The organism is Chryseobacterium gallinarum (genome assembly GCF_001021975.1).
GTDB lineage: Bacteria > Bacteroidota > Bacteroidia > Flavobacteriales > Weeksellaceae > Chryseobacterium > Chryseobacterium gallinarum.
In genome coordinates, this window is record NZ_CP009928.1 from 3,937,805 (window position 1) to 3,952,637 (window position 14,833).

General features: G+C 34.2%; 18 protein-coding genes and 1 pseudogene. 13 read left to right on the forward strand and 6 right to left on the reverse strand.

Annotation, left to right across the window (positions count from 1 at the left end):
* The first annotated feature begins 79 nt into the window (after nucleotides 1-79).
* Nucleotides 80-406: an ArsR/SmtB family transcription factor gene (locus tag OK18_RS17470; RefSeq protein WP_050021019.1), complete on the forward strand. Its 327-nt coding sequence runs from the start codon at nucleotides 80-82 to the stop codon at nucleotides 404-406.
* 56 nt (nucleotides 407-462) lie between these two features.
* Nucleotides 463-936: a DUF6428 family protein gene (locus tag OK18_RS17475; protein WP_053328845.1), complete on the forward strand. Its 474-nt coding sequence runs from the start codon at nucleotides 463-465 to the stop codon at nucleotides 934-936.
* A 548-nt stretch (nucleotides 937-1,484) separates the two neighbouring features.
* Here the strand turns inward: OK18_RS17475 and OK18_RS17480 are convergent.
* The 3 genes and pseudogenes from OK18_RS17480 to OK18_RS21785 all read right to left on the reverse strand — a co-directional run bounded on the left by OK18_RS17480 (nucleotide 1,485) and on the right by OK18_RS21785 (nucleotide 2,713).
* Nucleotides 1,485-2,081: a hypothetical protein gene (locus OK18_RS17480; protein ID WP_053328846.1), complete on the reverse strand. Its 597-nt coding sequence runs from the start codon at nucleotides 2,079-2,081 to the stop codon at nucleotides 1,485-1,487.
* Between the two features lie 80 nt (nucleotides 2,082-2,161).
* Nucleotides 2,162-2,554, reverse strand: a pseudogene (locus tag OK18_RS21780) (SMI1/KNR4 family protein); the annotation flags it as partial.
* A gap of 12 nt (nucleotides 2,555-2,566) precedes the next feature.
* Complete coding sequence (locus OK18_RS21785) at nucleotides 2,567-2,713, reverse strand: hypothetical protein (protein WP_228377645.1); 147 nt, start codon at nucleotides 2,711-2,713, stop codon at nucleotides 2,567-2,569.
* A 40-nt stretch (nucleotides 2,714-2,753) separates the two neighbouring features.
* Here OK18_RS21785 and OK18_RS17490 point away from each other — a divergent pair, with 40 nt between their 5' ends.
* Nucleotides 2,754-3,209 carry a VOC family protein gene (locus OK18_RS17490; RefSeq protein WP_228377646.1) on the forward strand — a complete coding sequence of 152 codons (456 nt, stop codon included), beginning with the start codon at nucleotides 2,754-2,756 and terminating at the stop codon, nucleotides 3,207-3,209.
* Nucleotides 3,210-3,473: 264 nt separating this feature from the next.
* Here OK18_RS17490 and OK18_RS17495 read toward each other — a convergent pair whose 3' ends face one another.
* Complete coding sequence (locus OK18_RS17495) at nucleotides 3,474-4,103, reverse strand: YdcF family protein (protein WP_228377647.1); 630 nt, start codon at nucleotides 4,101-4,103, stop codon at nucleotides 3,474-3,476.
* Between the two features lie 1,286 nt (nucleotides 4,104-5,389).
* Nucleotides 5,390-5,620, reverse strand: a complete 231-nt coding sequence (locus tag OK18_RS17500) for a SymE family type I addiction module toxin (protein WP_053328848.1) — start codon at nucleotides 5,618-5,620, stop codon at nucleotides 5,390-5,392.
* Between the two features lie 149 nt (nucleotides 5,621-5,769).
* Here OK18_RS17500 and OK18_RS17505 point away from each other — a divergent pair, with 149 nt between their 5' ends.
* The 8 genes from OK18_RS17505 (at nucleotide 5,770) to OK18_RS17540 (ending at nucleotide 11,272) form a co-directional block, all read left to right on the forward strand.
* Complete coding sequence (locus OK18_RS17505) at nucleotides 5,770-6,183, forward strand: helix-turn-helix transcriptional regulator (RefSeq protein ID WP_053328849.1); 414 nt, start codon at nucleotides 5,770-5,772, stop codon at nucleotides 6,181-6,183.
* Between the two features lie 20 nt (nucleotides 6,184-6,203).
* Entirely contained in the window at nucleotides 6,204-6,902 is a 699-nt protein-coding gene (locus tag OK18_RS17510; RefSeq protein WP_053328850.1) for a hypothetical protein, read from the forward strand.
* A 5-nt stretch (nucleotides 6,903-6,907) separates the two neighbouring features.
* Nucleotides 6,908-8,524, forward strand: a complete 1,617-nt coding sequence (locus OK18_RS17515) for a hypothetical protein (RefSeq protein WP_228377648.1) — start codon at nucleotides 6,908-6,910, stop codon at nucleotides 8,522-8,524.
* 153 nt (nucleotides 8,525-8,677) lie between these two features.
* Nucleotides 8,678-9,007, forward strand: coding sequence for an ArsR/SmtB family transcription factor (locus OK18_RS17520; protein ID WP_053328851.1), 330 nt, complete (start codon nucleotides 8,678-8,680; stop codon nucleotides 9,005-9,007).
* Nucleotides 9,008-9,071: 64 nt separating this feature from the next.
* Nucleotides 9,072-9,530 carry an SRPBCC family protein gene (locus OK18_RS17525; RefSeq protein WP_053328852.1) on the forward strand — a complete coding sequence of 153 codons (459 nt, stop codon included), beginning with the start codon at nucleotides 9,072-9,074 and terminating at the stop codon, nucleotides 9,528-9,530.
* A 151-nt stretch (nucleotides 9,531-9,681) separates the two neighbouring features.
* On the forward strand, nucleotides 9,682-10,260 hold the full coding sequence (locus tag OK18_RS17530) for a YdeI/OmpD-associated family protein (protein WP_053328853.1): 579 nt from the start codon (nucleotides 9,682-9,684) through the stop codon (nucleotides 10,258-10,260).
* A gap of 19 nt (nucleotides 10,261-10,279) precedes the next feature.
* Nucleotides 10,280-10,678, forward strand: coding sequence for a DoxX family protein (locus tag OK18_RS17535; protein ID WP_053328854.1), 399 nt, complete (start codon nucleotides 10,280-10,282; stop codon nucleotides 10,676-10,678).
* 36 nt (nucleotides 10,679-10,714) lie between these two features.
* Nucleotides 10,715-11,272: a DUF4256 domain-containing protein gene (locus tag OK18_RS17540; RefSeq protein ID WP_053328855.1), complete on the forward strand. Its 558-nt coding sequence runs from the start codon at nucleotides 10,715-10,717 to the stop codon at nucleotides 11,270-11,272.
* Nucleotides 11,273-11,386: 114 nt separating this feature from the next.
* Here OK18_RS17540 and OK18_RS17545 read toward each other — a convergent pair whose 3' ends face one another.
* On the reverse strand, nucleotides 11,387-12,298 hold the full coding sequence (locus OK18_RS17545) for a pseudouridine synthase (RefSeq protein ID WP_050021405.1): 912 nt from the start codon (nucleotides 12,296-12,298) through the stop codon (nucleotides 11,387-11,389).
* Between the two features lie 368 nt (nucleotides 12,299-12,666).
* Between OK18_RS17545 and aroB the strand changes: the two genes are divergently transcribed.
* A complete protein-coding gene (gene aroB, locus OK18_RS17550; RefSeq protein ID WP_050020997.1) occupies nucleotides 12,667-13,713 on the forward strand; it encodes a 3-dehydroquinate synthase in 1,047 nt (348 codons plus the stop codon).
* A gap of 274 nt (nucleotides 13,714-13,987) precedes the next feature.
* On the forward strand, nucleotides 13,988-14,632 hold the full coding sequence (locus OK18_RS17555) for a porin family protein (RefSeq protein ID WP_050020996.1): 645 nt from the start codon (nucleotides 13,988-13,990) through the stop codon (nucleotides 14,630-14,632).
* Nucleotides 14,633-14,833: the final 201 nt, after the last annotated feature.

The window sequence follows — 14,833 nt, forward strand, 5'->3', positions numbered from 1 at the left end:
TTTACAAAAAACTCAAAAAAAGTCAAAAATGATTTTTATTAAAATTTTAATCGTAATATTGCAATATAAAGATAATTATATGGGGGTAACAAAAACAGATCACTTTACTGAACATCAAAATCAGGTAGCAGTTATTGCGAAAGCATTAGGACATCCTGCAAGAGTAGCTATCATAGAATATCTGCTGAAAGTAGATACCTGTATAACCGGTGATATCGTAAATGAGCTTCCTTTAGCACAACCCACCATTTCACAGCATTTAAAAGAATTAAAAAATGCAGGTCTGATTAAGGGAACTGTAGAAGGAAATTCGGTTTGCTATTGTATTGATGAAAACACTTTTAGTGTTTTAAAAGAATACTTTTCAAAAATTATTACAACAGTAACCGATCGGAAATGCTGTTAATTATTTTATTCACAAGAATCATAATATTACATTTTAACTATAAATAATTGATAAATATGAAATTATCGGAAATTAAAGAACTTCTCCCTACATTGGAACATGTTGAATTTCAGTTAGAAAACGGAACATTTGTTCCTGAGCATTTCCATGTGACCGAAGTAGGCCAGGTCAATAAAAAATTTATCGACTGTGGAGGAGTGGTACGTGATGAAAAGTCCGTAAACTTCCAGCTTTGGAATGCCAATGACTATGAACATCGTTTGAAACCCGCGAAATTATTGAACATCATCAGGCTTTCTGAAGAAAAACTACAAATTGAAGATGCCGAAATTGAAGTTGAATATCAAAGCGATACCATTGGTAAGTACGATCTTGCCTTTAATGGAAAGACATTTGTATTGAAGGCAAAAACTACAGCTTGTCTGGCACAGGATGCCTGTGGAATTCCTTCAGAAAAGCAAAAGAAAAATCTGAGTGAATTAACCGTAAGCCAAAATTCTGCTTGTAAACCAGGAAGTGGATGCTGCTAGTAAGGCCGAAAAATAATTTTACATTCCCCGGAGAATTATTAAATGATACAGCTCCAGATTTATCTTCACAAAGTAAATTATGAGAGTCATTGTGTTTCAAATGGGAATGTAAAAACAAATACAATTTAACATAATATAAATTATAGGAAAAAATAAATATTACAAAGGAGAGTATATATCAGCCACGCTAATCACTTTATAAGCTTCTCCCAGAGCTTCTTCTGCCTGAACCAAATATCAGAAATTACACCACGCCTGTTATTTCCTGTTTTCTTCAATATTAAATCTATTGTACATGGGATTAATGTTCAGAAATAATTTTGAATTAGGTAATTGTCTTTCTACAACTTCTCCAGCTAAAATTATAAAGTCTGTCCACTTGTCAACAGATAAATATTTTCTGTAAAGCGCTCTTTTTGTTTTTGACTAAATTACATTTTTTGAGTGATCTATAACGCCTAGAGTTCTGGATATTCCCCTTAAAATAATTTTTAATTCTGTAGAATCGATTCTAAGGAATTATATATTTGAAAAATTAAACACATATATTATGTTAAATTAAATTTCTTCGTTAAATATCCTGTAACAACCTTATGGAACTCTTCCTTCGTCATAAACCGGTCTAAAAATTCCTCAAGGCTTCCTTCATTTTCAAGTTCGTCAAAATACACTTCATGATCTGTACTGTAAACTGTCGGATTAGAAGGATCAGGATCTGTTGTACACACGAAATAATGATCCGGATACCCATAAGAATACAGTATACACATAAATTCGGGCTTAGAAATTCCCACCACTTCCTGTACATAATCTTCATCTATTAAATCATCAAATTCTTCCTGATTTTCTGAGCCTTCTTTAAAAGGTGTAAACATCCAGTCTTTCACAAAATACTGCCCATACGCTGAATCATGAGCTGAAAAATAATGGTTTAACAGATTTTCATAAAACTTTTCCGGCTGATTATGATACAGTTCTTTATTGGATTCATAAAATTGGTCAATTCCGTAAACATCCCAATCTTTATCGTATAAATAATGATTAAAAGTAATGCTCCTCCAGTTTTCGATGAAGTTTTTATCCTGATCTACAGCATCCGTATTACCTCCTAAAGTTTTTATTTTATTGATAATAGTATCTTTCATATGTTATTTTTACTGTATTGTAATTCAATCTGTCATCCGCTTTTCAGCCGTTTCAAATACAATTTAAATATTATGTTAAATTAACCAACATTAAATTTCCTGGGATATCCTTTTCTATTTTCAACAGTAAGAAATTCATCCAAATCTCCTGATTTCTCTTCATAATAGCTATTTAACAGATCGAGAAAGTCTTCAAGACTTGTTGCAATAATATTTCTGTCATCATCTCTGTTCCAAAATTCCAGAATCTGTCCTTTATTTCCGGTAAAAATACCTTTTAGATCATAGCAGATATAATCTCCGCCACCATTATGGAAAATAGGAATCCAGTTTTCATTCCACCAATTTTCAACCTCAAAATCTGTCCCTATCATTAAAGCCAGTTCCTGAGCAATATCAAGTGCTTCCTCCAAAGGAATAAACATTGAATTATTCACAAAGGCATCATAACAACTGCTCTCCTGCCCGTTTTTCCATTGGTAAAGTCATCTAAGGTCTTTCGGGATCTGAATATTATATTGAATTTCAAGCATTTGAATATCATTTTCAACCAATGGAATTTTTAATCTATCATAAAATTCAGGTCTGAATATTTTAATATGTACATCTAATTTCTTAAGTATTTCTTCCATTGATTTCTTTCTGCACATTAAAAATACAAAATCTTGCCACATGGCAATCTCTATCCCTTTAAAAGAACCTAATTTTACCCTAACCAAAAAAATAAATCATATGAAACCTAAAATGATCTGGGCCAATCTGGCTGTCGCCGATCTGGAACGTACCCAAAAGTTTTATAAAGCCATAGGATGTACTCCCAACAATCCTCATACTTCTAATGAGCTGGTAAGCTTTTTTTTCGGAGAAAATAATTTTGTTATCCACTTCTTTCTGAAAAACATACTGGAAGCTAATGTAAAAGGAGTCTCTTTCGGTAATTCTCAAACTTCAAATGAAATTATATTTACCGTTTCTGCTGAAACTAACGATCAGGTAGATCAATGGGCTTCAGAAGTTAAAAAAGCTGGCGGGACCATTGTTTCAGAACCTGAAAGTTTTGGAAACAATTATTATGGTTTTGTTTTCGCAGATCCGGATGGACATAAATTTAATGTCTTTAAAATGTAAAAATTCTGAAATCCGATTAAAACTAATTTTCGCCCATAAATCTCCTTTATTTGCAAGCGGATAGCATAGGTTGAGGATGAAAAAACACTGGTTATTTGAGCTTATTTTGATTTTATGTATTTAAGAGCTTTTTTCTGTGATTTTGCACAAATTTTTATAAAAAAACAGGCCCTAATTTCGTTGAAGAAAATAAACTGATGATTTAAATACTGTAATGTAAACTCAAGGCGGCGGTTTGTTAATCTTATAATAAACTGTAAAATATTATTTATTCATTCCCAAACTGTTATATACCTGCACCTGCCATATTCCCACAACCTCTTTCAGCATAACGAATGTAAAGGCAGCATTATAGCTGTTAGGAAACCAGGTTATTTCAGTATCTATAAAATCTGAGGCCTGCGGAACAGGCTTTAATCCAAACGTCTTGAACAAAGCAACAGATCTCTTCATATGAAATCCTGAAGTCACCAAAAATAAGCTAGAAGGAGCCATTGTTTTCAGTATCTGGCTGGAAAATTTCGCATTCTGATAAGTATTCATACTTTGATCTTCCTTAATGATATCAGCATCCGGAACGCCCATCCTTTTAAAATCTTCACTGAATAATTCCGCTTCACTTCTGTGTCCTCTCCCTTTTCCGGAAATTAATATTTTACAGGACTGATTATTTTTTCTGTATTCATGGTACAATTGATACGCAGTAACCATTCTGGAATAAGACATGGTATGCAGTTTCTCTGTATTGTTAATCTCTACAATACCGCCCCCTAATACTACAATAACACGATTCTGAGCAGCTGTAGTCTTTATTTCAGAAGTATTGAGGTAAGCTTTCTGTAAATACCCGGAAATCATTTTCCCCAGAAAACCATTCCCTATAAAGATAACCATAACAACTGTTAATATAAAAATTCCTATTCTCAGATTTTTACCCTTATTTTTCCTTTTTAACACGGCAATAATAACAATTGCAAGAAATACTAAAAAGTACGGTTCCGTAAAAAGCTGAAAAACACGAAATAAAAAGTCCAGTAAAAATTTCATCTATGATAGTATTGATTAATGCAAAGAAAACATTGAATTTGCAAAGATAAGGTTATTTCACAACTACTCTTTTTACCGGTATACTTTTGAACCATTAAGATTATTAAGGAAAAAACAATAAAAATAAATCAGAATCCAAAATAGAAAGATAAACACCTAGATTTATAATAAAAAGTTTCGGCGGCCGGAGGCCGCCGAAATCCTATCCATTCACCTTCATCAGGCAAGTTCACTTGCCCACTCTTAGCTCCCTAAAAATATAAAAGCCACCATCAAAACTTTGCGTCTAAAAAATTCTCCCGCAGATCACACTTACTATAAAAGCAGACTCTATTCACTCACCTTCATCAGGCAAGTTCACTTGCCCACTCTTAGCTCCCTAAAAATAATACAGTCACCATCATAAAACTTTGCGTCAAACAAAAATAATTTCACGCAGATCAAGCTGATAACGCAAATTTCATAGCACTTTCAAAATCTGCAATCTCCCAAATCTGCGGGACCATTATCCACAACCTTCATCAAGCAAGTTCACTTGCCCACCCTTAGCTCACTAAGGATGATACCACCGCCGTCATAAAACTTTGCGTCAAACAAAAATAATTTCTCGCAGATCAAGCTGATAACGCAAATTTCATAGCACTTTCAAAATCTGCTCAATCTCCCAAATCTGCGAGACCATTATCCACAACCTTCATCAAGCAAGTTCACTTGCCCACCCTTAGCTCACTAAGGATGATACCACCGCCGTCATAAAACTTTGCGTCAAACAAAAATAATTTCACGCAGATCAAGCTGATAACGCAAATTTCATAGCACTTTCAAAATCTGCTCAATCTCCCAAATCTGCGAGACCATTATCCACAACCTTCATCAAGCAAGTTCACTTGTCCATCCTTAGCTCCCTAAAAATAATACAGTCACCATCATAAAACTTCGCGTCTACAGTATACTACCTTTCCAGGCTAGCTCTTTCAAAAAATGAGATACCTTTAACTTTGCATTTAATTAAAAACCTCACACAGATTAAGCAAATATCGTAGATTGTAATCCCCAATCATCTGCTTGATCTCCGAAATCTGCGAGAGATTAAAAAACAAGTCTCAGCAATATCAGCCAGAAACCTGTATTATTTACACCTCTTCATAATTCATCTCTTTTTCTAAGATAATCTGATGTCTCCGAACCGTCACCAGCACTTTATCTCCCGGTTCAAAACCACACTCCAGCAGCCACTTCCCTGCCAGCCGGATTTCCGGGAAGAAAACCAGCCTTCTGTATGCTCTTTCAAATGATTTATGGTAAACCGTAAGGTTACGGATGGACACAATCTTATATTTGCCCCTGATAGTTATTTTTCTCATCTTATTGTTTTTCAACAAAGCAAGAAATATTTAGGCGTCTGTACCAGTTATAAAGAGGATATTTTATGCTAAAAAGCAGCTATTTTAGAAGATAATTTATTTTAGAAAAGGACTTTATTTTTATCTTTTAAAACTTTATATTTGTTATTATGACTTACACAGATATGCAAAATAAAAAAATACATCAGGGTAGAAATATAAAGCGTTTCCGTGAAATGCTGGGCATTAAACAGGAAGCCTTAGCTTTTGAACTGGGTGATGACTGGAACCAGAAGAAAGTTTCTCTTTTAGAACAAAAAGAAACGGTAGAATCTGATATTTTGGCGCAGGTAGCAAAGATTTTAAAAGTGCCTGCGGAGGCGATTGAGAATTTTGATGAGGAACAGGCGGTGAATATTATTTCTAATACTTTTAATGACCAATCAAATGGTTATAACTATTATCCTAATTTTACTTTTAATCCTCTTGACAAAATGGTTGAGCTTTATGAGCGTATGCTTCAGCAGCAGAGGGAGATGATTGAGAAATTGGAGAGGTTGATTAAAGATCATTCAAGCAAATAACCATTTATCGAAATAAATATATGGATATAAAAAAATATTTTGAAAAAATCTCCGAGCAATCTAAAGAGATATTTGAATTAACTACTAATACATACGAACAAAAATTAGCAAAATCACATTATTTATGTACTTGCATTTTTGACTTTTCAGAAGAGATTATTGCTGCAAATGATGAAATTTGTGCTTTAAAGAATGCTATTTCTCAATTAGAAACAAGTCTATATTGTTTAACTATTGGTCTATATAGGCAAGCAAACATGTGTTTAAGGTTGGGATTTGAACTCGCATTAGGTTCAATTTTCTTTTCCACAAATAAACTAGAATATCTTGAATGGGAAATAGGAAAACAAGATATAAGATGGAGTAAATTAATTGATGAAGAAAATGGAGTTCTTTCTGAAAGGTTTTCAATTTTTTTTAGTTCCAATTTAAATAAAGTAATTCAAGAGTTTAATAATAGAGCATCTCGTGTTTATAGGAGGCTATCTGAATTTGTTCATGGTAATAATGAAACTTGGAGCAAAGTTGATTTAGAGCTTGTATATAATAAAATTTTAGCAGACGATTTTTTTAATTATTTTAGTGAAGTTTGCGAAATAATATTATTTACATTATCTGTAAGGTATCTAAAAAAGATTGAAAAAGACAATCTCGATTTTCTAATAACTGAATTATCCCATATAGAAGAAATTAGAATCTATTTAGGGGGACCAAAATAAAAATTATGTCAACATTTTATTTAAGAACAGAGAGTATAAAGACAGAAGATATTAAAAAGCTTTCTGTAATAAGCCATCAAGACAAAGAAATAATTAAATCATTAATTCTTCCTGATCCTTGTTTATTAGAAGGTTCAAGAGGGACAGGCAAATCTTTTTTATTAAAATTAACAGAAATAGAAGTTGAAGAAAATTATCCTAATTGTATATGCGTTTATATTTCCTTTAACATTAGTTCTTTAATAAAGACAGATGATCATTTTCAGTTTTATCATTGGATGCTAGCTAAAACTTTAAAAGCACTTCTAAATAATTTAAGGAAAAAAGGAATTTCAATTGATACAAATTCTGCAAGTTTATTGAGTAATGATGAAAGCGAAAATGAAGAAGATATTTCACAAAACTTAAAAGAAATTGTTAAACAATATGAAAATTCTTATAAAGGAAAATCAACCATAAATATTGAAGCACTTCCAGATATCGAAGATGTAAAAGAAGCTATTGAAATAATATGTAAAGAAAATAATTTAGATCGAATTTATTTTTTATTTGATGAAGCTGCACATGTTTTTAGACCTGAGCAACAAAGACAATTTTTCAGTTTATTTAAGGATCTAAGATCACCATATATTACATGTAATGCTGCTATTTATCCTGGTGTTACCTATTTTGGAAACTCTTTTGAGCCATTACATGATTGCATCTATTTAAAATTAGAAAGGGATATTAGAGATACAAATTATGTTAGCTATTTTAAAGAAATTGTATTCAATCAATCAGATGAAACATTAAAAAAATCAATCCAAACTCACGAATCACTTTTTATTACATTAGCTCTTTCATGTGGAGGAAACCCTAGGTTTCTGCTTAATACCTTACGAGATATTTCAACATTTAACTCTAAAAATGTTGAACAAGTAATTAAAGACTTTTATAGAAATAAAATTTGGTCTGAGCATACAGATTTAGGCGAAAAATACTTTGGACATAAAGCATTGATTGATTGGGGAAGAGATTTTCTTGAAAAGGGGGTAATCCCCTCAATAATTAGATACAACGATGCTAGAAAAAGCTCCGACAAACAAGAATCAACCATATACTTTTGGGTTCATAAGGATGCTCCAGAGACAGTAAAGGAGGCTCTTCGTTTATTAACTTATACAGGAATTATAAGAAAAATAGATTCGGGAATAAGAGCGACTAAAGCTGAGTTAGGAACTAGATATGAAGTTAAATTTGGTTGTATTTTAAGTTTGGAACCAAATCCTCATAATATTTCAAAAGCCTTTTTTAATAACTTAGCAATTGCAAAATTCTTAGAATTCGGTAAAAATAGTCCTGCCTATAATTCAATACTTGACTTAGTTGAAGTCATTAATGATGATGAAGGGGTTTTTGAAAAATCTATTTCAAACATACTTTTAAAACCAATTTCTGTATTGGAACTTCTAACAGAATGGCAGAAAAAAACTTTAAATGACGCAGGTATCTATACTATTTCTGATTTACATAACAAGACAGAAGCAGAATTGATTGCTAAGATATACAATGTTGGCCCTGTCAGAGCAAGAATTATGAAAAGAGCTGTAGATGCTGAATTACTAGAATACATCTCCGGATAAAAGTCAGAACAAAAGGGCATATGGAATAATATGCCTGTTATAATTTTATATAAATTTAGTAGTTTTTATGTAATTTTTTTTACATTAAAATTTTATTTAAAAACTTGCGTAGCTAAATAACTACACATATATTTGTAGTCAAATAACTACACAATGAATTTAAGAAGAGATGTTTTTCAGGCCATCGCAGACCCTACCAGAAGATCCATACTGATGCTGGTAGCTGCACAATCTATGACTGCAGGAGCCATTGCTTCCAATTTCGATACCGCAAGACCTACCGTTTCCAAACACCTTCAGATTCTTACAGAATGCGAACTGCTGAGATCTGAACAAAACGGCCGTGAAATTATTTACCACCTTAATCCCCATAAAATGAAAGAAATAGCCGACTTTATAGAGCCGTTCCGCAAAATGTGGGATGAAAAATTCAATACACTGGAAAGTGTGATGAAAGCTTATCAAAACATAAGTAATAAGTAATGGAACCCAACAACTTTTACTCTAACACTCTCCCACCCTCAAACTTAAAACCAAACCCAAAATCATGGAACTTAAAACAAAAATCCACGCAGAAGACGGAAAACAGGAAATTTTTATCATCCGGGAATTTGACCTGCCGGTAGAATTGCTTTTCAAAGCGTATACAGAAGCTGAACTGTTCGAACAATGGATGGGAACAAAAGTGACAAAATTTGAAAACAAGCCACACGGAGGTTACCGTTTTGAAACCTTAAATCCTCAGGGCAATGTAGTTTTCAGCGCCAATGGAACCATTCACGATATTGTTCAGAATGAGAAAATTATAAGAACTTTCCAGATGGAAAATACGCCTTTTCCGCCTCAACTCGAGTTTTTAGAATTTGAAAAACTAACCGATACTACCAGCAAAATCACCATTCAGACCATTTATAAATCCGTTGATTTCAGAGACCAGCACCTGAAAATGCCTTTTGCCCAGGGAATTAATATGGCGCATAATCGTTTGCAGGAAATGTTTGAATAGATATAAGATATAAGATAATAAGATGTCAGATGTCAGATTTCAGATTTCAGATACTGAAAGTTAGAAGTTTAAATACCCTCGACTCAATCACTCTCTCCTCAAACTTATAAACTCAAAGCTCCCACTCTAATACTCTCAAAACCAAACAAGTATGAATCCAAAAGTTGATTTCTTCTTCAATAAAGCCGGACAATGGAAAGAAGAATTTGAAAAATTAAGAACAATTGCCTTAAGCACCGAACTTGTAGAAGATTTAAAATGGGGCTGTCCCTGCTATACCTATGAAGGGAAAAACATTTTCCTGATCCACGGGTTTAAAGAATATTGTGCCCTGCTCTTTTTTAAAGGAGCTTTGATGAAAGATCCGGATAAGATTTTAATCCAGCAGTCTGAAAACGTACAGGCGGCAAGGCAAATTCGTTTTACAGATCTTCAACAGATCAACGATCTTGAAAATGAACTTCGGTCTTATATGTTTGAAGCTGTAGAGATTGAAGAATCCGGAGCAAAAGTTGAAATGAAGAAAACCAAAGACTTCGAAATGGTGGAAGAATTTCAAAACAAGCTGGACAATGATGCTGTATTAAAAGAAGCCTTTGAAACTCTTACTCCAGGCCGGCAAAGAGCTTACCTGCTCCACTTTTCCTCCGCCAAACAATCCAAAACCAGGGAAGCAAGAATTGAAAAATGCATCCCTCAGATCCTTGAAGGAAAGGGTCTTAACGATTAATTAAAAAAAAACAACTTATATGGAAACCTCAAACCGATCAGAAAAAAGAACAAAGATCATCTATTGGATCTTTACGCTCTGGATGGCCTTAGGCATGGTCTCTACAGCTATCGTTCAGCTAATGAAAAACAAAGATGAACTTGCCAATTTCACCAATCTTGGCTATCCCGCTTACCTGATGACCATCATCGGAGTCTGGAAGATCCTGGGAATTATCGCCATACTCATTCCAAAACGTTTATTGTTAAAAGAATGGGCCTATGCAGGATTTTTCTTTATAATGTCCGGAGCGGTTATTTCCCACCTTATTGTTGGAGATACCGCCGGAAGAACCTTCCCTGCTGTCTTACTGTTTGTATTGGTCATTATTTCATGGTATTTCAGACCTGCTGATAGAAAAATTTCTATTCAATCTTAGTAATTTTAGTCTAAATCAATCACTTGAAAATTTGATATGAAAAAGAAACAATTAACCCCCGAACAAAGCGAAGCTCTTTTAAAAGTACTGCAATCCCGTTTTGAAAAAAACATGAACCGCCACAAAGGCCTGAAATGGGAAAAAATTCAGGCTAAGTTGGATGCCAGTCCCGAAAAGCTATGGTCTTTATACCAAATGGAAGAAACAGAAGGCGAACCCGATGTTATTGATTACAACAAAAAAACAGACGAATATATCTTCTGTGACTGTTCACCAGAAAGCCCGAAACGCAGAAGCCTTTGTTACGACTATCAGGCATGGCAATCAAGAAAAGCCAACAAACCGGAAGGCAACGCCATTGATAAAGCTTCAGAAATGGGCATTGAAATTTTGACTGAAGAACAATACCGCAGGCTTCAGGAACTGGGAAAATTTGACCAGAAAACATCAAGCTGGGTACAGACTCCAGCTTCCGTCAGGGAACTTGGCGGTGCCCTTTTCTGCGACAGACGCTACAATACTGTATTCCTTTATCATAATGGCGCCGATTCTTATTATGCCGCCAGAGGATTCAGAGGAATACTGAAAGTCTGATTCATTTTATGCACCAACCGGAACTATTTAAGCACAAAAAAGCGCAGAGTGATCTGCGCTATTATTGAATACCTAAAGAAACGTCGCATGAATTGAATTCAGGCGCATCATTTTCTAAAGCATTTTAAGATTATTCACTTCCAGTTCTGTAAGGATTCTCCAGTGTCCTCTCTTGATATTCTTCTTCGTTAGTCCGGCAAACATTACCCTGTCTAAAGATTCCACTTCATATCCTAATCTTTGGAATATTCTTCTGATAACACGGTTCCATCCGATATGGATTTCAATTCCCACTTCATTCTTTGGTTTACCTTCAATATAAGAGATCTGATCTACAACCGCAATTCCCTCATCAAGGCGGATACCTTCAGCAATAAGACGCAAATCTTCACCGGTAAGCTTTTTATCAAGCGTTACATGATAAATCTTTTTCGCATCGAAAGATGGATGTGTCAGTTTTTTGGTCATATGCCCGTCATTGGTCAATAGAATAACTCCTGTTGTTGAACGGTCCAGTCTTCCTACCGGGAAGAGCCTGTAAGGAGAGGCATTGGCCACGAGGTCCATTACAGTCTTTCTGGCTTTATCATCCTTAGTCGTAGAAATATATCCTTTCGGTTTATTTAAAAGTACATAAACAGGTTTTTCAGGCGTAATGCTTTGCCCGTCAAAAACCACCCTGTCCGTTTTTTGCACCTGGTATCCCATTTCGGTAACTACCTTTCCGTTTACTTCTACAAGTCCCTGGGTAATCAGCTCATCAGCCTCTCTCCTGCTGCAGATTCCTGAATTGGCAATATACTTATTAAGACGGATGCTGTCCTTATGAACGTCTTTTTCAATTTTGTTCAGTCTTCTCTTTTGCACAAAAGATTTTGCCCTGTCTTCTCTTTCGTCACCGTTAGACGGCCTTCTACCGTATTTCAGGCTACCTCTTTCATACTTGTCTCTTGTATCAAAGTTTTTTCCACCTCTTTTGGGTTTTCCAAAAGATTTCTTCTCATAGCTTTCACTTTTATTGGTGATATAAGGCTTTCTTTCAGATTTTGAACCAAAATCCTCGTCGGAACCATCAAAGCTTCCGGTGTTCTTCTTGAAAGATTTCTGTTCAAATTTTGAATTGGATCCTTTATGTTCCGGGCCTTTTCTGTCTCCCGATTTAGAGAAAGGCTTTTTAAAAGACTTTGATCCTGAAGAATTTCCAGATCTGGAAGCGCGAGAATCATCAGAACTTTTTTTGGTTGAAATTCTTGGTCTTTTGGGTTTGTCTGAATTATTATTATCTCTGCTCATTCTAAAAATTTCTGCAAAGATAGTAATTTAGTTACGAGTTAAAAATTAAGAATCATAACTTTGCAATATAGTTTACTTTTAATTTTATATACAATCAAAAGATGATAACAATATTAAATGATAGTTTTTCTCAGCTAAACACCTTTCTTCACGAAAAATCTTTCAGTAAAATTTTCATATTGGTAGATGAAAACACCCATGAATATTGCCTTCCCATACTTTTAGGAAATATGGAAACAGATCTGGGCTTTGAAATTCTGGAGATAGAAGCCGGTGAAGAAATGAAAAATATCCAGACCGCTAACCAGCTTTGGGAAATTCTTACGGAAATGCAGGCAGACAGAAAAGCTCTTGTTATCAATCTTGGCGGAGGAGTGATTACAGATATGGGAGGATTTGTAGCTTCTACCTATAAAAGAGGAATACAGTTTATCAATATCCCTACTACCCTTTTATCTATGTGTGATGCTTCCATTGGAGGAAAAACAGGAATAGATTTAATGCATTATAAAAACATGGTAGGAACCTTTTCCTTTCCTGAACAAATTTTCATCTATCCAAAATTCCTGGAAACATTGCCTTTCAAGGAATTGAGAAGTGGTTTTGCAGAAATGCTGAAACACGGATTGATTGCTGATAAAAAACATTGGGAACAGCTTATCCGTATCCATAAACTTGATGTGGAAGCAATTACGCCCCATATCCAGACATCGATGGATATCAAACAGGATGTGGTAAATAAAGACTTCCATGAAAAAAATATCAGAAAGACCCTGAATTTCGGGCATACTATAGGCCATGCCGTTGAAAGCCTGCGCCTGCAGCAAGGTAATCCTATTCTTCATGGTGAAGCTGTTGCCATGGGAATGATCAGTGAAGCCCATCTTGCATATCTTGAAAACCTTATTTCAAAGGAGGACTCTCAGTTAATTGTTGAGAGCATTCAGAGGTATTATCCTTATTTAGATATCAGTGATCTTAAAGATGAAGATATTACAGCACTGCTGCTGAATGATAAAAAGAATACGGACAGTAAAATTAACTTTTCACTGCTCACTGCCATTGGTGAATGCACCTATGACCATCAATGCAGCCGCAAAAACATCCTGAAGTCCATAGATTTTTACAGAAAGCTGAATGATGCGTAAACGATTTAAAAAAAATGAGTCTTCAATCCAGCAAAAAATAGCCTGATTATCTATTTAGACTTTTTCTAAACAAATGTTTAATTAGTTTGTTAAGTAGCTATAAATCAGGTAAATAAATTAAAATCCATCTTTTTTTAAGATGGATTTTTTATTGATTTTAATCATATTTATTTTTTTTGGCAAGCAATTTGAAAGATACTCCCCGTCAATCAGAAATGATGACAAGTAGTAAAATTTAAAATTAAGAATAGTAAATACTTAAAAAATTAAAGTTATGAAAAAGTTAATTTTAGGATTAGCAGTAACTGCAGGTACATTAGCGTTCGCTCAACAGACACCATCTACTAATCCGGTAACATTCGGGGTAAAAGGTGGGATGAACGTATCGTCACTTTCCAATGGAGCTGATTTAAGTGATTCAAAATCTAAAATAGGTTTTAACGCAGGAGTTTTTGCCAACATTCCGGTAGCAAGCAATTTCAGCGTTCAGCCTGAGGTTATTTACAATGACCTGGGTTCAAAAGTAACAAGGGAATATACTGCATTAGGAAACACCTACAAAAGCGAGTATTCCAGAAATTTAGGATATATTGCAGTACCGGTAATGTTCCAGTATAATGCAACTCCGGAATTCTTCCTTGAAGCAGGACCAGAATTTGGCTTCCTGGTAAGTGCAAAGGATAAATTCAAAAGTTCGACAAATAACAACAATAATAGCTCTCAAATCGCAACCCTTGATAAGGATGATTTCCAGACATTCAACTTTGGAATCGGTATCGGAGCTGGTTATTATTTCTTACCTAACTTAGGAATTACAGCAAGATATACAGCAGGTCTTACAGATATCTATAAGAACAACTCTGGTGACGCTGTGAAAAACAATGTATTCCAGGTAGGTCTGGCTTTTAAATTTAAATAAAAAGCCACAACATTCACTAACAAATTTTATATTCAATAGAAGGATCGGATTATTTTTAATCCGGTCTTTTTTTATAAAGGTTTATTAGAAATGTTAATAATTTACAAATTATAAAGAAAAAATATTTATAGATATTAAACGATTTCTGTTAAACACTTAATTATTTCCACTAAATAAAGACATTGGTTAACAACCCAATAA

Excerpts from the sequence above, each read along its gene's own strand:
- OK18_RS17520 (WP_053328851.1), top strand. The coding sequence starts at position 8,678 with ATGAATTTAAGAAGAGATGTTTTTCAGGCCATCGCAGACCCTACCAGA.
- OK18_RS17475 (WP_053328845.1), top strand. The coding sequence starts at position 463 with ATGAAATTATCGGAAATTAAAGAACTTCTCCCTACATTGGAACATGTT.
- OK18_RS17540 (WP_053328855.1), top strand. The coding sequence starts at position 10,715 with ATGAAAAAGAAACAATTAACCCCCGAACAAAGCGAAGCTCTTTTAAAA.
- OK18_RS17505 (WP_053328849.1), top strand. The coding sequence starts at position 5,770 with ATGACTTACACAGATATGCAAAATAAAAAAATACATCAGGGTAGAAAT.
- OK18_RS17500 (WP_053328848.1), bottom strand. The coding sequence starts at position 5,620 with ATGAGAAAAATAACTATCAGGGGCAAATATAAGATTGTGTCCATCCGT.
- OK18_RS17480 (WP_053328846.1), bottom strand. The coding sequence starts at position 2,081 with ATGAAAGATACTATTATCAATAAAATAAAAACTTTAGGAGGTAATACG.
- OK18_RS17490 (WP_228377646.1), top strand. The coding sequence starts at position 2,754 with ATGGCAATCTCTATCCCTTTAAAAGAACCTAATTTTACCCTAACCAAA.
- OK18_RS17535 (WP_053328854.1), top strand. The coding sequence starts at position 10,280 with ATGGAAACCTCAAACCGATCAGAAAAAAGAACAAAGATCATCTATTGG.
- OK18_RS17530 (WP_053328853.1), top strand. The coding sequence starts at position 9,682 with ATGAATCCAAAAGTTGATTTCTTCTTCAATAAAGCCGGACAATGGAAA.
- OK18_RS21785 (WP_228377645.1), bottom strand. The coding sequence starts at position 2,713 with ATGGAAGAAATACTTAAGAAATTAGATGTACATATTAAAATATTCAGA.
- OK18_RS17495 (WP_228377647.1), bottom strand. The coding sequence starts at position 4,103 with ATGGTTATCTTTATAGGGAATGGTTTTCTGGGGAAAATGATTTCCGGG.
- OK18_RS17470 (WP_050021019.1), top strand. The coding sequence starts at position 80 with ATGGGGGTAACAAAAACAGATCACTTTACTGAACATCAAAATCAGGTA.
- OK18_RS17525 (WP_053328852.1), top strand. The coding sequence starts at position 9,072 with ATGGAACTTAAAACAAAAATCCACGCAGAAGACGGAAAACAGGAAATT.
- aroB (WP_050020997.1), top strand. The coding sequence starts at position 12,667 with ATGATAACAATATTAAATGATAGTTTTTCTCAGCTAAACACCTTTCTT.
- OK18_RS17555 (WP_050020996.1), top strand. The coding sequence starts at position 13,988 with ATGAAAAAGTTAATTTTAGGATTAGCAGTAACTGCAGGTACATTAGCG.
- OK18_RS17515 (WP_228377648.1), top strand. The coding sequence starts at position 6,908 with ATGTCAACATTTTATTTAAGAACAGAGAGTATAAAGACAGAAGATATT.
- OK18_RS17510 (WP_053328850.1), top strand. The coding sequence starts at position 6,204 with ATGGATATAAAAAAATATTTTGAAAAAATCTCCGAGCAATCTAAAGAG.